At 43.2% G+C, this 18,551-nt stretch carries 18 protein-coding genes and 1 tRNA gene; 11 read left to right on the forward strand and 8 right to left on the reverse strand.

What is annotated here, in order from left to right:
- Positions 1 to 22 precede the first annotated feature (22 nt).
- Entirely contained in the window at positions 23 to 937 is a 915-nt protein-coding gene (locus tag DLE54_RS11100) for a class II glutamine amidotransferase (protein WP_110817177.1), read from the forward strand.
- Here the strand turns inward: DLE54_RS11100 and DLE54_RS11105 are convergent.
- A complete protein-coding gene (locus DLE54_RS11105) occupies positions 932 to 1,507 on the reverse strand; it encodes a YchJ family protein (protein ID WP_110817178.1) in 576 nt (191 codons plus the stop codon). The genes DLE54_RS11100 and DLE54_RS11105 overlap by 6 nt on opposite strands.
- Positions 1,508 to 1,754: 247 nt before the next feature.
- Between DLE54_RS11105 and DLE54_RS11110 the strand changes: the two genes are divergently transcribed.
- The gene (locus DLE54_RS11110; protein ID WP_110817179.1) at positions 1,755 to 3,986 is read left to right on the forward strand and encodes a neutral/alkaline non-lysosomal ceramidase N-terminal domain-containing protein; all 2,232 of its coding nucleotides are present in this window, start codon (positions 1,755 to 1,757) and stop codon (positions 3,984 to 3,986) included.
- Between the two features lie 170 nt (positions 3,987 to 4,156).
- On the opposite strand, the gene DLE54_RS11115 is transcribed toward DLE54_RS11110, so the two are convergent.
- From DLE54_RS11115 to DLE54_RS11125, 3 genes are all read right to left on the reverse strand, one after another.
- Positions 4,157 to 4,540 (reverse strand): DUF2147 domain-containing protein, encoded by a 384-nt coding sequence (locus DLE54_RS11115; RefSeq protein WP_110817180.1) that lies wholly within the window; start codon positions 4,538 to 4,540, stop codon positions 4,157 to 4,159.
- A 273-nt stretch (positions 4,541 to 4,813) separates the two neighbouring features.
- Entirely contained in the window at positions 4,814 to 5,188 is a 375-nt protein-coding gene (locus DLE54_RS11120) for a hypothetical protein (RefSeq protein ID WP_049751020.1), read from the reverse strand.
- Between the two features lie 43 nt (positions 5,189 to 5,231).
- A complete protein-coding gene (locus DLE54_RS11125; RefSeq protein WP_227535302.1) occupies positions 5,232 to 6,140 on the reverse strand; it encodes a DNA/RNA non-specific endonuclease in 909 nt (302 codons plus the stop codon).
- A 405-nt stretch (positions 6,141 to 6,545) separates the two neighbouring features.
- Between DLE54_RS11125 and DLE54_RS11130 the strand changes: the two genes are divergently transcribed.
- A tRNA-Ser gene (locus DLE54_RS11130) sits at positions 6,546 to 6,636 on the forward strand.
- 161 nt (positions 6,637 to 6,797) lie between these two features.
- A complete protein-coding gene (locus DLE54_RS11135) occupies positions 6,798 to 8,084 on the forward strand; it encodes an iron-containing alcohol dehydrogenase (RefSeq protein WP_110817181.1) in 1,287 nt (428 codons plus the stop codon).
- Between the two features lie 96 nt (positions 8,085 to 8,180).
- On the opposite strand, the gene DLE54_RS11140 is transcribed toward DLE54_RS11135, so the two are convergent.
- On the reverse strand, positions 8,181 to 9,095 hold the full coding sequence (locus DLE54_RS11140; RefSeq protein ID WP_110817182.1) for a LysR family transcriptional regulator: 915 nt from the start codon (positions 9,093 to 9,095) through the stop codon (positions 8,181 to 8,183).
- Between the two features lie 165 nt (positions 9,096 to 9,260).
- Here DLE54_RS11140 and DLE54_RS11145 point away from each other — a divergent pair, with 165 nt between their 5' ends.
- The 4 genes from DLE54_RS11145 to ycaC all read left to right on the forward strand — a co-directional run bounded on the left by DLE54_RS11145 (position 9,261) and on the right by ycaC (position 12,597).
- Positions 9,261 to 9,668: a DoxX family protein gene (locus DLE54_RS11145; protein ID WP_011961510.1), complete on the forward strand. Its 408-nt coding sequence runs from the start codon at positions 9,261 to 9,263 to the stop codon at positions 9,666 to 9,668.
- A gap of 543 nt (positions 9,669 to 10,211) precedes the next feature.
- Positions 10,212 to 10,757, forward strand: a complete 546-nt coding sequence (locus tag DLE54_RS11150) for an NADPH-dependent FMN reductase (RefSeq protein WP_110817183.1) — start codon at positions 10,212 to 10,214, stop codon at positions 10,755 to 10,757.
- 1 nt (position 10,758) lies between these two features.
- A complete protein-coding gene (locus DLE54_RS11155) occupies positions 10,759 to 11,526 on the forward strand; it encodes a YoaK family protein (RefSeq protein WP_110817184.1) in 768 nt (255 codons plus the stop codon).
- 396 nt (positions 11,527 to 11,922) lie between these two features.
- Positions 11,923 to 12,597 (forward strand): isochorismate family cysteine hydrolase YcaC, encoded by a 675-nt coding sequence (ycaC, locus tag DLE54_RS11160; protein WP_110817185.1) that lies wholly within the window; start codon positions 11,923 to 11,925, stop codon positions 12,595 to 12,597.
- Positions 12,598 to 13,012: 415 nt separating this feature from the next.
- Here the strand turns inward: ycaC and DLE54_RS11165 are convergent, their stop codons facing one another.
- On the reverse strand, positions 13,013 to 13,339 hold the full coding sequence (locus tag DLE54_RS11165; RefSeq protein WP_110817186.1) for a GNAT family N-acetyltransferase: 327 nt from the start codon (positions 13,337 to 13,339) through the stop codon (positions 13,013 to 13,015).
- Between the two features lie 405 nt (positions 13,340 to 13,744).
- Between DLE54_RS11165 and DLE54_RS11170 the strand changes: the two genes are divergently transcribed.
- The 3 genes from DLE54_RS11170 to DLE54_RS11180 all read left to right on the forward strand — a co-directional run bounded on the left by DLE54_RS11170 (position 13,745) and on the right by DLE54_RS11180 (position 16,455).
- Positions 13,745 to 14,458: a pirin family protein gene (locus DLE54_RS11170; protein WP_110817187.1), complete on the forward strand. Its 714-nt coding sequence runs from the start codon at positions 13,745 to 13,747 to the stop codon at positions 14,456 to 14,458.
- Between the two features lie 183 nt (positions 14,459 to 14,641).
- A complete protein-coding gene (locus DLE54_RS11175; RefSeq protein WP_011961516.1) occupies positions 14,642 to 15,574 on the forward strand; it encodes a pirin family protein in 933 nt (310 codons plus the stop codon).
- Between the two features lie 269 nt (positions 15,575 to 15,843).
- Positions 15,844 to 16,455 (forward strand): nitroreductase family protein, encoded by a 612-nt coding sequence (locus DLE54_RS11180; protein ID WP_011961517.1) that lies wholly within the window; start codon positions 15,844 to 15,846, stop codon positions 16,453 to 16,455.
- A gap of 135 nt (positions 16,456 to 16,590) precedes the next feature.
- Here DLE54_RS11180 and DLE54_RS11185 read toward each other — a convergent pair whose 3' ends face one another.
- Complete coding sequence (locus DLE54_RS11185; RefSeq protein WP_110817188.1) at positions 16,591 to 17,412, reverse strand: SDR family NAD(P)-dependent oxidoreductase; 822 nt, start codon at positions 17,410 to 17,412, stop codon at positions 16,591 to 16,593.
- On the reverse strand, positions 17,391 to 18,497 hold the full coding sequence (locus DLE54_RS11190; RefSeq protein WP_011961519.1) for a hypothetical protein: 1,107 nt from the start codon (positions 18,495 to 18,497) through the stop codon (positions 17,391 to 17,393). Before DLE54_RS11190 ends, DLE54_RS11185 begins: the two co-directional genes overlap by 22 nt.
- Positions 18,498 to 18,551: the final 54 nt, after the last annotated feature.

Raw genomic sequence — 18,551 nt, forward strand, 5'->3', positions numbered from 1 at the left:
TAAATTAGGTGGTAAAACGTAGATGTGTCAATTACTAGGAATGAATGCCAACACCCCCACTGACATCGGGTTTAGCTTCACAGGATTTCACAACCGAGGCGGAAACACCGACCACCATAGCGATGGTTTTGGTATCGCTTTTTTTGAACCGAGCAAATGTGATGCACCCAACCAGTCTGAGGCACAAGGTCGTGGCCGCGGACTGCGCCTGTTTCATGATGATAAGCCAAGCTATGAATCCCCAGTGGCCGACTTAGTAAAAAACTATCCCATCAAAGCACTTAACGTAGTGGCTCACATCCGTAAAGCCACCCAAGGTAGCAACTGCTTGGCCAACACCCACCCTTTCGTGCGTGAAGTGTGGGGCGAGCAATGGGTATTCGCTCATAATGGTCAAATGAGTGAAGGCTTTATTAAGCGCTGCCAACGTTTACAAGACAATGGCAATAGCGAGTACTGCCGGCCAGTTGGCACAACCGATTCTGAAGTGGCGTTTTGTTATTTAATTAATCGTCTAAAATCCACCTATAAAAAACGCCCCTCTGATGAGGAGCTGTTTCGATTTTTGACCGCCCAGTGTCGTTATTTGGCAGCCAATGGATTGTTTAACTGTCTGCTGTCTAATGGAGATTGGCAATTGGCGTATGCCAACTCCTTACTGTTTTATCTGACCCGTAAGGCGCCCTTTGGTGAAGCCAAGCTGGCTGATGATGAGTTATCTATTAACTTTGGGGATGTCACAACCGATAAAGACAAGGTGAGCATTTTGGTCACTGTGCCGTTGACCGAAAATGAAGAGTGGCAGCAACTGGCGGTCAATGAATGTTTGGTCTTTCAAGAGGGCGATATTATATTTCGTGACACCCCAAGCCTACGCAAATACTTAACCATTGAAGAGGGTATTGCCATTGCCCGTCAAGTGGGCGCCAGTTTATAAATACGCCCCGCAGCAACGTTTGAACTTCTCACCGGAGCCGCAGAGACAAGGCTGCTTTTGGCTAAGTCCCATCACCACTGTGGGGTCTAAAAAATACCAGACGCTTTGCTCGGTGGCCGCGTCACCAGCTGGCTTGTTGCCGCTTGTTACTTTAACAAAAGTAGACAGCTCATGATGGGCATGTAGCGCTAAATTACCAGCTTCTAGACTGTGATAGTAAGCTTTAAATTCAACTTGTGAGTGGCGTTTGTCCAGCTTAGCAATGTGCTGCACAATTTGTAGTCCGGCCCACTGGGTCTGCTGCGCCCAGTCGCTAATGTCTTGACGGCTGAGTAGGCTTTGCTGAGCAGGAATAGTGGTGTCGATAATATAATCGATCAACTGCAACACAAATGCACTGTAGCGAGAGCGCATTAAGGCCTCACTGGTCGCGGCTATCGCTTGGCCTTGGTGCAGGGGCTGACAACACTCACTATAGCTCATTTGTGCCTGCACAGCATCGCTATCTGTGTGGGTACCCAAGGCGACAGTGGCCGGTACAGTACGGCAGGGGCAAAGTTCTTTTGGCATAAGTATTCAACCTTAGAGCACAATTATTCAATCCATTTTAATATCAGGATCACGGTGATGATTGGTATCAAAATCAAAGCAGGTCTGACCCTCACGCTACTATTAATAAGCTGTTATTAATGAGCTGATACTAATAAGATAACCTAGTACTGAGCTTAGCATAGTATTTGCAGTTACTGCACGCAAGCGCTAACTTAGCGGCCGCTATGTGGTTGTCTTTTATTCACTGTTAAATTGGCGAGGCTTTATGCTATTAACCTCTTTATGCGCCACCTCCGCTTTGTCTTTATCTTTACAGACAATCAACTGCCGTAACGACTCTAACCCCATCTCTTTAGCGAGCTCTGCATCGGCCTTCTATGTTAAAGATAATGGCTCATTAGAGAGCTCTCAACTAAGCACAAGTGACCGAGTAGCACCTATTGCGGCAAGTACTCACACTGGCGCTAGTCATCCTCAGCTTAAACCCAATAAAGCGCCATATTTACTCGGTGCAGCTCAAGCTGATATCACAGGCGCTGCGGCAGAGACAGGTATGTTCGGTTATGCCGCGCAGCAAGTGGCTCAAGGTATCAATGATAGATTGTACGCTCATGCCTTTATTATTGTAGACAATCAGGCAGACAGCGCACAAACCACTCAAAACAGCGCCCGTATTGTCTATGTATCGGCCGATATGGGTGCCATGTTTAATGCGGTCAGACTCGAAGTGTTAAAACGCTTGCACGCCTTGTATGGCCCACTATACACAGATGCCAACGTTATGCTCACGGCTACCCATACCCATGTGGGCAATGCCGGCTACTCCCATCAAAGACTGTATCAAATTGCCAGTAAAGATGACACCACTGCCGGCTATAGCGAACAGAACTTCACTGCCATAGTTGATGGCATCGTACGCGCTATTAGTAAGGCGCATCAAAGCTTAACACCCGGCACCTTATCACTAGCACAAGGCAAGCTCACAGGCGCGACACGCAACCGCTCAGCCGCCGCTTATAACAATAATCCCGATGCCAAAGCCTATGACAGTAATGTCAATGACACCATGACTCAGCTGCGCCTTGATGATCAAAATGGCAAGCCTTTGGGCGCCATTAACTGGTTTGCCATTCACCCAACCAGCTTTAGCAATCAGTTTATGTACTTAAGTGCTGATAATAAAGGCTATGCTCAGCAAGGCATGCAAGCGGCCATTACCAAAAAAACAGGCCAGCCCTTTGTGGCCGCCTTTGCCAACGCTGATGAGGGAGATGTGGTGGCCGCAGGAGGTAATGCCCACTCCTCGGCAGGCTTCGAGGGAGAAGATGAGGAATGGCATAACGTGGTTCGTGATGGCTCCTTGCAGCTTAATAAAGCACTTGAGCTATGGGACAAAGCCGAGCCGATAGTCGGACCCATTGACACACGCGCCCGCTGGATTGATTTAAATGGCTATGTGGTGGATGCTCAATACACCCACGGTGCTGGCGAGCAAAGATTATGTGTGCCAGCTCGCGGCTATGCGTTTGCCGCCGGTGCGGAAAATGGCCCCTCCGACATACCCGGTATCTATGAAGGTATGACCAAAGACTCTTTGAGTATCACTGACAAGATTAACAGGACCGATACTTCGATATTGGGCAGCGCTACTCGAGCCGCTTTTGGTGTGGTGGGCGCTGTCAGTCAAGATCCGTGTCAGGCCGAAAAGCCGGTGCTCCTACCTACCGGTAAATTGGGCTGGGTCAATAGCAAACAGCCGGTACAATTAATGCGCATTGCCAACCTAGCCTTAGTGGCCATACCCGGAGAGCCAACTACCATGGTGGGGCGGCGCTTGCAATCTGCGGTGCTGGATGAATTAAAAGACAGCGGCGTCAATACTGTCATCGTCAATGGACTGGCCAATAACTATAGCGGCTATGTTGCAACCCGTGAGGAATATGCACTGCAACATTATGAGGGCGCCTCTACCGAATATGGCCCATATCAAAGTAATGCCTATGTGCAAGAGTATGTACAACTGGCTCGGGCACTCAAACACAATCAGCCGCTAAAGAACCATACCGCGCCATCTTCTATAGCAGCTGGCAAATTCGCTGAGCGACCCGGCGTCGTATTTGATGACAAGCCCTTTAACCAAGCTTGGGGACAGGTACTTGTGCAGCCCAAGCAGCATTATCAGAAGGCCGAGGTGGTTAGTGTGAGCTTCCGCGGTGCCCATCCAAAAAATAACTTACGCACCGAGGACACCTTTTTAAAAGTGCAGCGCCTAGTGCAAGGTAAATGGGTAGACTACCTGACGGATGCAAGCTTTGATACTCGGTACAGTTGGGCGCGCGAGGGCATCACGTATAGCAAAGTTACCATTGATTGGCGCATTGATAAAGACACGCCTTCTGGTACTTACCGTATACTGCATCAAGGAGATTGGAAAAACGGATGGGACGGTAAAATCACCGCGTATGCGGGTGCGTCTTATGCTTTTGAAGTGGAATAACCTGCATAAAAAAAGCCAGATACACGGGGTATCTGGCTTCTTTAATGGGGAGAAAAGTATGAAACAAGTGTGTTGATTGCAACGTTTAATTTAACCGCAGTGCTTAATTTAAACTCAGTATCATTTAAACTCAGTATCAACGGGTTAACAAAAAGCGTTAAACAAAAAAGTTACTTTTTCTTCCACACTTGGCTGCGTGAGAATGGACCTAAGTGACCTTTAAGCTTTAGGTCATTTCCTTTTAAATCAGCAGTTAGACGATACGTTTTGCCATTTTCTGGATCAGTAATCTGACCACCGCTGTACTTACCGCCACCCGTTGCTTTTAGACCAGACATTACAGTACGGCCCACAAACTTCTTACCTTCAGCGCGTGTAGTAGAGATGATTTTGCCAGTTAATACGCCGCCAGATTCAGTGATTTGAACCACAGCTTTTGGTTGACCATCGTCATAAGTTTGCCAAGTAGTATTGGCTAATGGATCTGCTGCCATCGCTACGGTAGCGATGCCTAAAGCTGATAAAGCGAGAACAGACTGGTTGAATAGTTTCATAGTACGATTCCTTTCGAAAAGTGGAGACATGGGTTGATTGAGATAAAAAACTTAAAGAGTTAATGCATACGCTTAGTAAAGCTAAACACAATCACCACTCAATCTGCCATGCTTAAATCATGGTTTAAGATATCTTAGACACTCAATTGAACACGGTCAAGATATTTTTTTATTTAACTACCATAAAAGGTATGATTAATTATAACGTCTAATAAATAAAAAAAAAGTGTTAAATCAATAAATTATTACTACACTATTTTTAAAACGTAAGAGTTATGAAAAAGGATTGTCTACTTCCTTGCTATTTTGCGTCTGCTCACTTACAAAACCTTGGGATTTTGAAATTGGCTCAAGCTCGCCTGTTGACTGAGCCGCTTGTAGCTCACTGACGATATCAGAAAACAGGGCTTGTAATCGCATGGCTTGGCTTAAACCCTCTGGCGTCTTTTGAATATCTATATCACCATAGACGATGATTTTATCGGTCTGGTTTTCAAATATTAATGAGCCAATTTGCAAGCTTTGATGGTCATTTTGATAAGGAGCAAAGGCTGGCTTTATACGTTGATCAGCTTGACTCATTGGGTCTTTGGTCTGTGTTTGCTCAATATTTTGTTCGGTATTTATGGCACTGTCTGGCTGCGTCATGATAAGGCATCCTATGTAAAAGAGAGATGGCTACTATAGCGACTTACTTCTTAAAAAAATTATCCACTACCCAGTGTAAAATCTCAATCAAAATAAGATACCACAGCGGCTGTTCTTGATCGGCTTTCGGGTCGGCTTTTTTTTTGTTGTCATAATCGCCCCTATCACTGACATCACCGAGGCTAATCTCTAACGGCATAGCGGCGGCCTTGGCCTGTGAACTAATGGCAGGAAAGACATCAATCCCAGAGCGCAGCGCCAACTCATCGACGCTGATAATCTCTACAATGTCACTGTCATCATTGGGTGAGTAGTATACCCCCGCTTGCTCAGTCTGCGGCACATATACCGCCTTGAACATATGACTTGGTACCAATACCCGATTATTAATCTGAGTGACCTTTTTACCGGCAAATACCACACCGGTCACAACATACACCTCACCATGCTTTTTGGTTAAATAGCGGGTAACCGATTCAATATTTTTCCAAGAATAACGGTTATTTCTGGGGTCCTGCGGCACAATATTAGCCAGACTAAAGCTGTCATATTGCTGACTGGTATTGGCCATATCAGCATTCGGGGCTAAATGCCCACGGTCATAGCCTGAATTTTTGTAATCGGCCAATTGTGCTTGCATGCTATTTGGCAGGCGGCTTTCACTATGAAAACTGTCTTCTCGAGGGATTTGCTCAGCTTGATATAAGCGCTCACGGGTTAAATGCTCCGCTGACCATAAAGGGGTTCGAGAAGCACCAGAATACAAGGTTGCAAATCCATCGAAGCAAAGCTCCATGCTTTTATTAAGTAGCTTTTGATTAAGATAATCAGGGGCGGTGACGGCATAGAAGTTTTGTTTGCAGTTATCAAAGCTCCCCGCCCAAGCCCCGGATGACAACAAGACACTAAGAAGTATTAGCCCAAGCTTAACGAACAGCGTGGCTACTGACAACGCTGGGTTGTCGTGCTTATGAGTTATCTCTAGGCTGCCAGTTAGCTCTTTGCTAGCACCTGCTATTAATCTTATATGGCTTATGTGACTGATATGATTGTGCCACTGTAGAGGCCTCTTATGATGATTTACCACTGTTAATCTCTACCCTAACTAAATTACGCCGCTGTATTTAAAGCGATAAGCCAAAAAAACCCACTGTCTTTTCAAGCAGTGACATGCTAGCAATGCCCATCCCAACTGTAAAGACTTCAAGCAGCATAAACGTCACTGAGTGACACTTAGCCTCTTTTTTTTGTGCCCAAACTGCGCCTAAAGCTTCATTAATTGCTTGAATTATTATCAAAACCTGTGACTTAGGATGACAACTGCCCTGCCTTTAGGTATACTATGGGGCTGCAAAACGGTGAAGTGGCTGAGTGGTCGAAAGCGCACGCCTGGAAAGTGTGTATACGTTAATAGCGTATCGAGGGTTCGAATCCCTCCTTCACCGCCATTCTTGTTATTTATGTCCTCATCAGTCGTCTGTTTTTACTCTCCTTATCAGTGTTTGCTCTTTCTATCTTTTTTTTATAGTGGCACAATGTGATCACAAGCAATCAACTTATGTGCTTTAACCTATTTAAATCAGAACGAACCACTGAAAAGGATTTTTCTATGCACGCAACCAAATCGCTTAATGCCTTAAAGCTTTTTTCTCCTAATAGCATACAACATGCCGGCTACCTAGCTGTTGCCAAGACCCGTGCCAAAGCTTTACATGCCTTTGCAATGGTCGCTCCCATTCCAAGACCTCAATTATTTATCGGCGAACAGTCCTGTTATGAGCTGTGCGACTTGATGATTAATGAAGGCGCTACCAATGTACTAATCGTCACTGATGCGGTATTAAACCAGTTGGGTGTTCCCGAAAAAGTCACTACTTATTTAGAAGATAAACGCGTCAGCTATCATTTGTTTGATGGTATTACGCCAGACCCTACCTTTAGCGTGGTAGAAGAAGGTTTACGCCACTCTGTGGACAATCACTGTGACGCCATTTTAGCCATCGGCGGTGGCTCGGTTATCGATGCCTCAAAAATTATTGCGATGAGTCAGGCCACCAAGCGCAAACCTCAGCAATTAATGGGGTTATTAAAAGCCTCTAAATGCATGCCTTTATATTGTATCCCCACCACAGCAGGTACCGGTTCTGAGGCAACATTAGGCGCGGTAATTTCAGATGACAAGACTCACCAAAAGTCTTTATCCATTGATCCACGCATGGTACCTCTAGCCTCAGCGGTAGACCCTGTGATTATGAAAGGCATGCCGCCCCACATTACTGCCGATACCGGTATTGATGTGCTAACCCATGCTTTAGAGGCGTGGATGAGTGCCAATGCCAGCAGTGAGACTGACTACTATGCCGCCTCTGCCACTAGAACGGTGATGCAGTATCTGCCGCAAGCTTATAAAGATGGCTCGGATCTAAAGGCTCGAGAAGAGATGGGTGTGGCTGCGCACTACGGCGGTATTGCTTTTAATAAGGCCGGCTTGGGATATGTTCACGCCATCGCTCACCAGTTAGGGGCGTTCTATGGTATTCCTCATGGCCGTGCTAACGCCATCGTATTACCGCATATCTTAGAAGTTAACCGAAAGGTATCACAGCACAGATTGGCGGCCTTGGCCAAAAAAGTAGGGATTTTAGGGGCAGCTGATACCCATGCTGAAGACAGCGAGCTGACTGACCATTTGATTGCTAAAGTGAAATCCTTAATTGCTTCTCTAAACATCGATGTCACGGTTAAAGGTATTAATCCGGCTGACTTTAAAAAGATGGCCAAAGCCGCTGCCAAAGAAGTCAGTGATACTTATGCGGTGCCAAGATATCTGACCTCAGCACAGATTATTGATATTTTAAATGACATCAAGGCCGAAAGCGATGCGCTTGCCAAATAAGCCTTAACTGCGCTTATCTGCTACTGATATGCTGGTATATAATGACATACAAAGCCCTTCACTTTTTGTGAGGGGCTTTTTGTTTGGCTAACGCTTTTAGGTTATATATTTATCCCAATAAGGGTCATCGCCAATTGTTTCAATAATATAGTCAATAAGCAATCGGCAGCGCTTGGATAAAAATCTATTTTCAGGATAAACCGCATAAGCATTTAAAGTAGGTAGCTCAAAGTCTGCCATAACGGGGATAAGTTTACCCTCTGCCAAGCTTTGATAGGCAATAAAGGTGGGCATATAAGCAATACCATAGCCTTTAATTGCCATGTCTAGTAAGAAATTACCATTATTTGCCTTAATTCTAGACTGAGTCTCAATCTTATGATGCTGTCCTGAAGCATCAATGAGGTCTATTTCTCCTTGCTTACTTTGTAGCCCATATTGCAAAAATGCGTGCTGCTTTAAATCTGCAATAGTCTGTGGCATGCCCGCTCGCGCTATATAATCAGGACTGGCACACAGCACACGCCGAATCACAGTTAGCCGCTTGGCTTGATAAGAAGAGTCTTTAAGCTCACCGATACGAATGGCCATTTCATACCCCTCTTCTACCAAATCAATATGCCGGTCAGAGAAATCAAGCTCAAAGTTTAGCTGCGGATGCTGCTGTGCATAATTGTGGATAATGTCATTTAGATGCATCAGCCCAAAAGACAACGGAGCGGTCATTCGCATGGTGCCTTCTATCTGCGAATCCACACCACTGATTTGTTCATTAAGCACCTCAATTTCACTAAGAATGCTACATGCCTGTTGGTAGTATTTCTGCCCTGCCTCAGTCACCGTAGAGCGACGGGTGGTGCGGCTAATCAGCTGTGTATTTAAACTGGTCTCAAGCTCCTTTAAGCGGCGACTTACGGCAGACTTAGCAATGTCTAGTTGCTCCGATGCTTTAGTAATGCTGCCAGATTCCACGATACGTACGAATAATGCCATATCTTCTAATTTACCCATCTTTACTCCAAAGTCAGTATCAAAAAAATCTGCTCAATTGTATTGTTCTTTATAAAAGAACTATAATTTGCAATTATTAGGGTTTACATAAGTTTAGTCAACAATTAAAATATTGCCATTACTTAATAACATTACACAAAACTCTCTCTTTTTAAGGAATTACTTATGAACCAGCTACAAAACATCAGTGCTCCAGTTGGCCGCTTCTTATTAGTTGCGATCTTCATCTACTCAGGTATCGGTAAAATCACCGGTTATGCAGCCACACAAGGCTACATGGAAGCCATGGGCGTTCCAGGTTTTATGCTACCTTTAGTGATTATCTTAGAAGTATTGGGCGGTATTGCTATTTTATTTGGATTCAAGGCGCGTTGGATTGCTCTATTAATGGCAGGCTTTAGCATTCTATCTGCGTTAATCTTCCACCCATTTAGTGATCCTGAGCAACAAAACAACTTCTTGAAAAACTTTGCAATGGCTGGTGGTTTCTTAATGATCTTCTCACACGGTCCAGGTGCATTCTCTTTTGACGAAGGTATTGACGGTACTCGCACTCAAAAAAGTGTACGATAAGGCCAGCTTTATTTAGCGTAAAATATCCTTATTTTGAACTAAGTTTTTAATCGAGGGTGTATTGAATAGATGTTCAATACACCCTTTACTATTAGAGTAATTAACCTGTTAAAAAACCTAAGCCATAGCTTAAGTTGATGCCTACTCTATCAAGCAGCACACAAGAGTGCTTATGACTTAACCCCTGCTCAAATATAAAAAACCATAATAAAAGTAGGGATTATCATTTATTAGTAGTGGATGCAAAACGTTTAAGCTTTTAACTGAAACACAACCCAAAAGCTCATAGGCATATAGCATAATTAAATCACGGTAATAAGCTTGATACAGACCAAATTCGTGAATTTTGTATAGTTTTTATACTTCACTGAGTTGAGCCAGTAACAGGTTTATTTTTTTATCTAAAAGCATATTTATCATCCCATTGTTTAATTAATTTTTATAAAGATGGCCATAAATGGGCAGCCAGACAATAGGCTATCTGATTGATTATAAAATAATAATGATTATATTGTGGATGAGTTACATTGGGAGAATTTCATCATGGATAACACAAAAAAACTTGGCCTAATCATTGGCAGTTTGCGCAAAGACTCTATCAACCGTATGGTAGCTGAATATATCGTATCTCAGCTTCCTGAAAATATAGAGGTCGAAGAGATCGAGATTGCACAACTGCCTTTATACAATCAAGATTATGACAAACAAACCATCGAAAGCTACGATCAGGTCCGTCAAAAAATCAAAGAAGTGGATACGGTGTTAATCGTGACGCCAGAGCACAATCGCACCTTACCTGCTGCCCTAAAAAACGTGATAGATATTGCCTCACGTCCTCATGGCGACAGCGCTTGGAGTGGTAAAAAAGTAGCGGTGGTTACCGCGTCACCAGGCACTTATGGTGGAAGACAATGTGGGCTTGATGTGCGCAAATCGATGCAAGCGTTGTCAGCCAAAGTGATGATTGCCCCTGAGGTCTATTTGAGTCATGCCTCTGACAGTATTGAAGATGGCAAAGTCAGTAACGAAAAAACTCAACAGTATTTAACTAAATTCGCCGATGCACTAGTCCAATTTATAGAAGAATAATATGAGTAATCAAAATATTGACGATAGAAAAGACGAAAGCAATAAGATTGAAAAACCCAAGTCAACAGGCGGTGGTTTTTGGAAGCGCTTTGAGGCGGCAATCTTATTAACCTTAGTGGGCGGCGCAATTGATACCATTGGTTTTATCGCCTTACTTGGCTTCTTTACCAACCACGTCACAGGAAACTTAGTGATGGCTGGTGGTGGACTGGTCAAAGGTGGCGATGATCTTTGGATTAAACTTGGGGCCTTACCGGTATTTATTATTACCGTCATGTTCACTCAGCGTTATATCACCAGAAGATCGGCTGATAAGCCTATTTTAAGCGAACTTTTATTTGCAGAAGTGTTGTTTTTAACGGCCTTTATGGTTTCAGCACTGATGTTCGGTCCTTTCGAAGACCCAGGTGCTATTGACTTAGCCATTACTGGTTTCTTAGGTCTGATGGCCTTCGCTATTCGTAACACAGCGGGTAAGACGGTCATGGGTAAAGTACGTCCCACACTACTGATGACGGGTAATACCACACAGTTGGGTATCGATTTATCAGATTATTTCTTTGACCGTAATCGCTGCAACATGGAAAGCTTAAAGCACAGTGCGGCTATTGTTTTCTTCTTTGCCTTTGGTGCATTAATTGGTACTTTGCTCTATATGAAGATTGGTTTTTGGTCGATTGCGCCATTTATCCTGCCTGTGTTTTATTTGGCCTTTAAATCTCGTGACGAGCAATATCTGGTACAACAAAACATGTCAGCTAAGTCTTGATTGCAGCATGCTATACCCGAATAACAAACACATAGAACACCTTCGGGTGTTCTTTTTATTTATATCATAATCATAATCATCTTCCATGCAATCTATCTGATATCTGGCACTCAGTTCATTTTTCATTGTTATCCTTTTTGATTGTGTTACTCCAAAGTCAAGTTACATACAATACTTACAAAGCAAGTACCAAACAATACTAAGTCAATAAAGTGATTTTATAAGGTAATGGTATTCTTTAATTGTATCGATACTACTTAGTTCTAATAACATTACGATTAACTTAATGAAGACAACATTATTAATGTGCTGAGGGATAAGAACAAGGCATTGATAATACAACTTAATCTAGACTCACTTTTACGACTATAAACCGACTAAAAAAAGGATCAAAGTATGTTTAAGCCAAAAAAAACAAAACTTAAAACTGATGACAATCTTTATAAACGTCTTTCTGTAGATGACGCTGTGGTCTTATTTGTAGACCATCAAACTGGCCTTCAGACCCTATGCCGAGACATGCCAGCTGATGAATTCAAAAAAAACGTGTTGGCTATGGGCAAAATTGCTAAATACTTTGATTTACCAGTGGTAATGACTACCAGCTTTGAGCAAGGTCCTAATGGTCCAATGATGCCAGAGTTAAAAGAGATGTTTAAAGATGCAGCTTACATTGCTCGTCCTGGTGAAATTAACGCTTGGGATAATGCAGACTTTGTTAAAGCAGTTAAGAAAACTGGCCGTAAACAAATCATTATTGCCGGTATCGTAACGGAAGTTTGTGTGGCATTCCCAGTATTATCTGCTCTGGCTGAAGGCTATGAGGTGTTCGTAGTTACAGATGCTTCAGGCACCTTTAATGATATGAGCCGTAACGCCGCTTGGTTACGTATGCAGCAAGAAGGCGCTCAGTTATTGACTTGGTTTGCTATGTCGAACGAATTACGTCGTGACTGGCGTGAAGATATGGAAGGCTATCTAAATCTGTTCTATGAGATCAGTACAGAGTATGCCCCCTTGGTAGACAGCTACAATGCGGTTAAAAATGCCAATCCAAAAGATCTACTGTAATAATTGATCACCTAAGATCGCAGCAGTTTTCTAAGATAAGGTCGGCTTTGTTATATTTGTTTATGCTAACTAGGTCATCATTTATCTGCTAAACCGCTGGTAGCTTATGTGGCAGCTTATAGTAATGTCATTAGTAAGCCTTATTTTCGACATCCCATTTAGCCTATGGCTATTTGGGATGTTTTTTATAGACAGCCAGCAAGTAAGTTAGTTAAAAGTAAGTTAGTTAAAAAATGCCAGAATAAGAGACACCAGCATTTAAAGTAAAAAATTTAAAGTAAAAAAATGAGCGGCGCTGTGCCACTCACTTTATATAAAACGTCATTGAGATGAGGCGTATTTAAATCATTCGCTCTGCTGATCACACTTTGCTTTACAGGTCATTTAAATCGGCTCAATTGACAGATAACTTAACCTATGGCGTAGCGTTATGAAATACTGAGTTGTCTTGATATTGAGGGTGCTTATTAATGTAAGCTTTGATAAAGGGACAAATAGGCTTTACACGCAGCTTATTTTCAGCGGCATAATCTAGTAAATATTTGGCCAAAAATCCCGCAATGCCACGGCCGCCGAGCTCTTTTGGCACTTCTGTATGCAAATAGGCAATACCAGGCTCACCAGCACTTGTCGTAAAGAAATCATAATCTTCAAATGCCACATAGCCATCTACATGGATTTCAAATTTTTTGGCTTCTTTATTATCGATAACTTCGTAACTTGGTTTTTGATTGTCCGTCATAACGATTCTCTCTTTTTATTAAATTTAACTTGTGCCAAAAATCGACCAAAAACCGATTCATGTCAACAGCAACATGAACAGCCCCGTCAAATAGCATTGACTAGTGATGATACTCACTAGCAAAGCAAGCGTCTAGTTATACTGTGTATTAACTGTATCATTTGCTTAACCAAATCTTCAGGATTGGGTCATATATTTAACCCACTACCCCTTAATTAAGCCGCCATTCTAGGCAACTTTGATTGATTTTGGTAAAAATAAATTACCCTGACTTGAATTATTTTTCAAAGATACTATTATGTAGTCATATTAAATTTATATCTGACTTTATTAAGACAGCTTAATAAAACTTAAACAGTGCTTATAAAATAATTAAATAACATATTACTGACATAAGGGGCAGGTATGAAGACCGTCCATCACCCAGCCACAAGTCGTGGCGGCTCTCACCACGGTTGGCTTAAAAGTAAGCATACCTTTAGCTTTGCTGACTACTATGATCCCAAGCGCGTAGGCTTTGGTGCCTTGCGTGTGATCAATGATGACCATGTTGAAGGAGGGATGGGCTTTGGCGATCACTCCCATGCCAATATGGAAATCATTAGCATTCCGCTGTCTGGCAGACTTCGTCATGGTGACAGTATGGGCAACTATGGCACCATTCGTAGTGGTGAAATTCAGGTAATGTCGGCCGGTACTGGTGTGGTCCATTCTGAGATGAACGATGATGACGAAAATCCAGTCAAATTCTTGCAAATTTGGGTAGTGCCCAATAAGATGGATGTGGCACCACGCTATCAACAAGTAAACTTGGTAGAACTGCTCCAGCGCAATAAATTCAACCAAGTGCTCTCCCCTAATCCAGAAGATGCTGGCGTATGGATCCATCAAAACGCTTGGTTTAGTATCGGTGAGTTTGACAAAGGTGTGACCACAACTTATAGCTTACGCAGTACTCTTAATGGTGCTTATGTGTTTGTTATCTCAGGCAAAGTGGTGATTAATGGTAATACCCTAGAGCCTCGTGATGGGCTTGGTATCACCGATACCAAAAACTTCACAATGGATGTAATTGAGGATGCTCAAATTATTGTCATAGATGTCCCAATGAGCTTCTAAATAAATGAACTTCTAAATAAGCGTAGCAGCAGATGGTGCATTAACCGACAATAATTAAACAAATAATTACCCACGTGCCTACTGAAGAAACGACAATAAGTGACTACTTTATTATCCCCCAAGCTAGAGCAGCCTTTAGCTGAGTTTTGCTAATTTTTTTATAACGACAAATCGAGGTCTATTATGAAAACTGAAATTCTTGAACCCCGTATCGCTGATGTCGGTGGTATTCCCATTGCTCGTTTATTACCAAATAAAGGCAAGCGTCCTATTGGTGCTTGGTGCTTCATGGATCATGCTGGTCCTGCCGAATTTGGTGACGATGAAGAAGGTATGCAAGTGGGTCGCCATCCACACATCAACCTACAAACTTTCAGCTGGATGATTGAAGGTGAAGTCCTACACAAAGACAGCATCGGCAATGAACAATTGATTACCAAAAACCAAGTCAACGTGATGACGGCGGGTACTGGTAACGATCAGGGTATCAGTCACACTGAGCAAAGCGTATTCCCAGAAACGGGCGGCTCTGCTGATGCTTGGCGTGGTATGAACATGGTTCAGCTGTGGATTGCGCTACCGCTTGATCAAAAAATTGAACGTAACTTCCATCACTACCCAGAGCTACCAAGCTGGTCTACTGATACTGCTGACTTTGTACTAACCACCGGTAGCTACACCACGCCACAAGGTGACAGCTACGAAGCACCGACTATTCAGTACACCAAACTTATTGGTCTAGATGTGCACATGACTCAAGACGATGACGTTGAGCTGACCTTAGAGCCTGGTTTTGAATACGGTATTTTAATGGTTGTAGATGGTATCGAGTATCAAGGCCAGCAGTACAAACAAAACGAATTAATCCGTTTTGATGACATCTCTGAGACAACAACCATTAAAGTTTCAGGTAAAAAAGGCGCTCGCTTTATGTTGTTAGGCGGTGAGCCATTGAATCAAAAAGTGCTACTGTGGTGGAACTTCGTTGCTGATAACAAAGCAGATATTGAACTGGCCATTAATGATTGGAATAATAATCACCCACGTTTTGGTAACGTAGACTCTGATCTAAAACGATTAGAAGCCCCTGCTTTACCTGAAGGTTTTAAAGAATAATCTCTTTAGAATTATTTAAATAATAGGTCGCACTGTTTAAATAAAATTACAAAAAACTAGTGGCGAATTTTTTTATTTATTTTATAATTAGCTCCAGTTGTTTCCACAGGCGTTGACTCGACCTAGATACTCAGCAACTGGTGGCTGCTTATAACCGTAAGTGATTTTATTTGCCCTACCTCTTGTAGTATTTAATAATAAATGACGACCTGTACTAAATGAGCTAATCTCACTTTTAATAACATCCACTCATAAATTGGAGTATTATTATGTCAAATCTACAAGCATTTCAAACACTAGCAGAAGCACGTCGTTCTATCTACGCTATCAACGATCAACTACCAGTATCTAAAGAAGAGATCGTTAAGTTAGTTGAGCACGCTGTATTGCACACGCCATCAGCTTTTAACTCTCAGTCAAGCCGTCTGGTTGTACTATTTGGTGAAGACCACAAAAAATTATGGCAAATCACTGAAGACAAGCTACGTGCTATCGTAAATGACGATACTGCTTTTGAAAGCACCAAACAAAAAATTGACAGCTTCAAAGCGGGCGCTGGTACAGTATTGTTCTATGAAGATCAAACTGTTGTTAAAGGTTTACAAGAAAACTTCGCACTATACGCAGACCGCTTCCCAGTATGGTCAGAGCATGCTAGCGCTATGCATCAGTACGTAGTTTGGACTGCTCTAGCTAGCCAAAACATTGGCGCAAGCTTACAGCACTACAACCCAATCATTGATGAAGAAGTTGACAGCACTTGGAATATCGACCCTGAGTGGGACCTTGTTGCTCAATTAGTATTCGGTGGTATCGAGCAGCCTGCAGGCGAAAAACAATTCGCTCCTGTTGACAGCCGCCTAAAAGTATTCGGTCTATAATTAACTGGCCAATACTGCTGTCCAAAGAGCCCTGATAAACGGCTTACTCATAAAGTTTATCCAAAAAAAGCAGCCCTAAGAAATTAGGGCTGCTTTTTTATGGGTAGGGATGACAGTAAGTTGATTAGCGGTGGTTTAATTTTTACTCTTGTCTTGTCTTTTGGCCCCTTGCTTACGGAAGCTATCCACAAAATTGGCTGTGGTCTGCGGAAAAATATTGGCAATTTTTGCCACCACACCACGGCTTGGCGGTAGAACCATTTCAAAAGGACGTTTTTTTAGTACCGGTCCGACAATGGCATCAACCACTTCATCCACCGTTAACGTACGACTGCCAGAGAAGGTCAATGCTGCCTGCTCTTTATCTTTTTGCTGATCGAGCATCGGTGTTTGTACTGCATCTGGACATAAGGTAGTCACTGCGATGCCGTATTTTTCAAGCTCCATGCCAGCTGCTAGGGAGTAAGCACGCACCGCATACTTACTGGCACTGTATAGTGACAAACCTGGTACAGGTGATAACGCCGCCAACGATGCCACATTAATAATATGACCACTGCCTTGATTACGCATGGTATCTACCACACTTTGGGTCCCAAAGATGGTGCCTTTGACATTGATATCAAAGTGCAAATCAACGTCATCAGGAAGGGCAATATCTGCAATCCAGTTATCTTTTAAGACCCCTGCTATATTACACATCACATCAATGCGCTGCCACTGAGCTATCACCGTGTTAACGACCTCTTGCCACTGCTGCACATCACGCACATCTAACTGCTGCAAGATTAGCGAACCACCGGCATCTGCCAATTTATGATTGGCATAAATCTGCGTTAGGGCCTCATAGTTGATATCACAGGCACAAACTTGATTGCCTTTGTCTGTCAGCAGCCGCTCACATAAAGCACGGCCGATACCTGAAGCAGCACCAGTTACGATATAAGTTTGCGCCACAGGCCACCCCCTTTTTTAGCTTTGGTTGTTTTTGGTGTAAAGGTACCAAATTCTAACTCACCCATACGTACGGTAGGGGCGGTACCAGGGAACAGATAATAGCCGGCAGACTCAGATGAAAGCGCCATATTAAAGAAGCGCTCATCTTTTGGATAAGGGCCCGCCACCGTTTTCTCTTGAATCATAGACAAGTACTGATCGATACCATATTCCAATGTATTGCCATTCATCACCACTTCTGCATCAGTAAGTTCGGCATATTTTGCCAAGCCTTTAATATTAGAATGCTGCGGCGCATAGGCGTCCATGCTCACGCCATTTTCTGAGGTGACCAATAGGCCTTGATCGGTATGTGCCACGATAGAGTGGTTGCCCTCGGTGTGACCCTTAGTATGCATCAAGGCTACCGAACCATCTCCCAAAAATACGTCGCCATCGAGAATCTCAATCCGACTGTCGTCAATGCCGTCGATACCGCCTGGGCAATACCACTGATTCTGCCACGGCAGCAAAGCTTGGGTACTTTCCCACTCTTCGCGCATCACCAATAGCTTAGCATTGGGGAAGATGGCCGCTTGACCATTACCGCCCAGCCAGCGGGTGAGATTCTGGGTATGCAAGTGGTCATAGGTAATATAGTCTACATCTTCAGGAGCCAAACCTAGCTTGGCAATAGCGCTAAGCACAGTATCACTGGCTCGAACAATCATCTTTTCAACTGGCTTAGATAAAACCCCCATATCCTCTAGCATATGGTAAAAGTAAGGTGTATCACGCTGATTTTCCCAATCAGAAGGACTAACCAGCAAGGTCTTAATCCCCTCCTCGCTATCAAACTGAATGACAAACAGCTTATTACAGATGTGCATATAGGGCGTAGGCAAGGCGTAGGCATTAAGATAGCCATACTTGGTGGGATAAGGTATTCTGATCAACTCAAAGGTCTTATAAAACTTAACCTTTGGGTTGGCCAGCATAGTTTTGCGGAAATCTTCAGCCGCAGCACGCACCTCCTCTACTCTATGTAGGGGCTTGGCAGCGTCACGGGCCGATTTAAAATGAGAAGCTGAATGAATAATGCTCATGATACGGTCCTTGTAGTTCAGTGTCTTATATCTACTTAAATAAAATACTACTTG

The sequence above is a fragment of the Psychrobacter sp. YP14 genome, assembly GCF_003209315.1.
GTDB classification, from domain to species: Bacteria; Pseudomonadota; Gammaproteobacteria; order Pseudomonadales; family Moraxellaceae; genus Psychrobacter; species Psychrobacter raelei.

What these genes read in the sequence shown, in the direction of transcription:
- DLE54_RS11115 (WP_110817180.1), bottom strand. Translation starts at nt 4,540, where the DNA reads ATGAAACTATTCAACCAGTCTGTTCTCGCTTTATCAGCTTTAGGCATC.
- DLE54_RS11100 (WP_110817177.1), top strand. Translation starts at nt 23, where the DNA reads ATGTGTCAATTACTAGGAATGAATGCCAACACCCCCACTGACATCGGG.
- DLE54_RS11135 (WP_110817181.1), top strand. Translation starts at nt 6,798, where the DNA reads ATGCACGCAACCAAATCGCTTAATGCCTTAAAGCTTTTTTCTCCTAAT.
- DLE54_RS11145 (WP_011961510.1), top strand. Translation starts at nt 9,261, where the DNA reads ATGAACCAGCTACAAAACATCAGTGCTCCAGTTGGCCGCTTCTTATTA.
- DLE54_RS11150 (WP_110817183.1), top strand. Translation starts at nt 10,212, where the DNA reads ATGGATAACACAAAAAAACTTGGCCTAATCATTGGCAGTTTGCGCAAA.
- DLE54_RS11155 (WP_110817184.1), top strand. Translation starts at nt 10,759, where the DNA reads ATGAGTAATCAAAATATTGACGATAGAAAAGACGAAAGCAATAAGATT.
- DLE54_RS11175 (WP_011961516.1), top strand. Translation starts at nt 14,642, where the DNA reads ATGAAAACTGAAATTCTTGAACCCCGTATCGCTGATGTCGGTGGTATT.
- DLE54_RS11120 (WP_049751020.1), bottom strand. Translation starts at nt 5,188, where the DNA reads ATGACGCAGCCAGACAGTGCCATAAATACCGAACAAAATATTGAGCAA.
- ycaC (WP_110817185.1), top strand. Translation starts at nt 11,923, where the DNA reads ATGTTTAAGCCAAAAAAAACAAAACTTAAAACTGATGACAATCTTTAT.
- DLE54_RS11165 (WP_110817186.1), bottom strand. Translation starts at nt 13,339, where the DNA reads ATGACGGACAATCAAAAACCAAGTTACGAAGTTATCGATAATAAAGAA.
- DLE54_RS11140 (WP_110817182.1), bottom strand. Translation starts at nt 9,095, where the DNA reads ATGGGTAAATTAGAAGATATGGCATTATTCGTACGTATCGTGGAATCT.
- DLE54_RS11170 (WP_110817187.1), top strand. Translation starts at nt 13,745, where the DNA reads ATGAAGACCGTCCATCACCCAGCCACAAGTCGTGGCGGCTCTCACCAC.
- DLE54_RS11180 (WP_011961517.1), top strand. Translation starts at nt 15,844, where the DNA reads ATGTCAAATCTACAAGCATTTCAAACACTAGCAGAAGCACGTCGTTCT.
- DLE54_RS11105 (WP_110817178.1), bottom strand. Translation starts at nt 1,507, where the DNA reads ATGCCAAAAGAACTTTGCCCCTGCCGTACTGTACCGGCCACTGTCGCC.
- DLE54_RS11110 (WP_110817179.1), top strand. Translation starts at nt 1,755, where the DNA reads ATGCTATTAACCTCTTTATGCGCCACCTCCGCTTTGTCTTTATCTTTA.
- DLE54_RS11190 (WP_011961519.1), bottom strand. Translation starts at nt 18,497, where the DNA reads ATGAGCATTATTCATTCAGCTTCTCATTTTAAATCGGCCCGTGACGCT.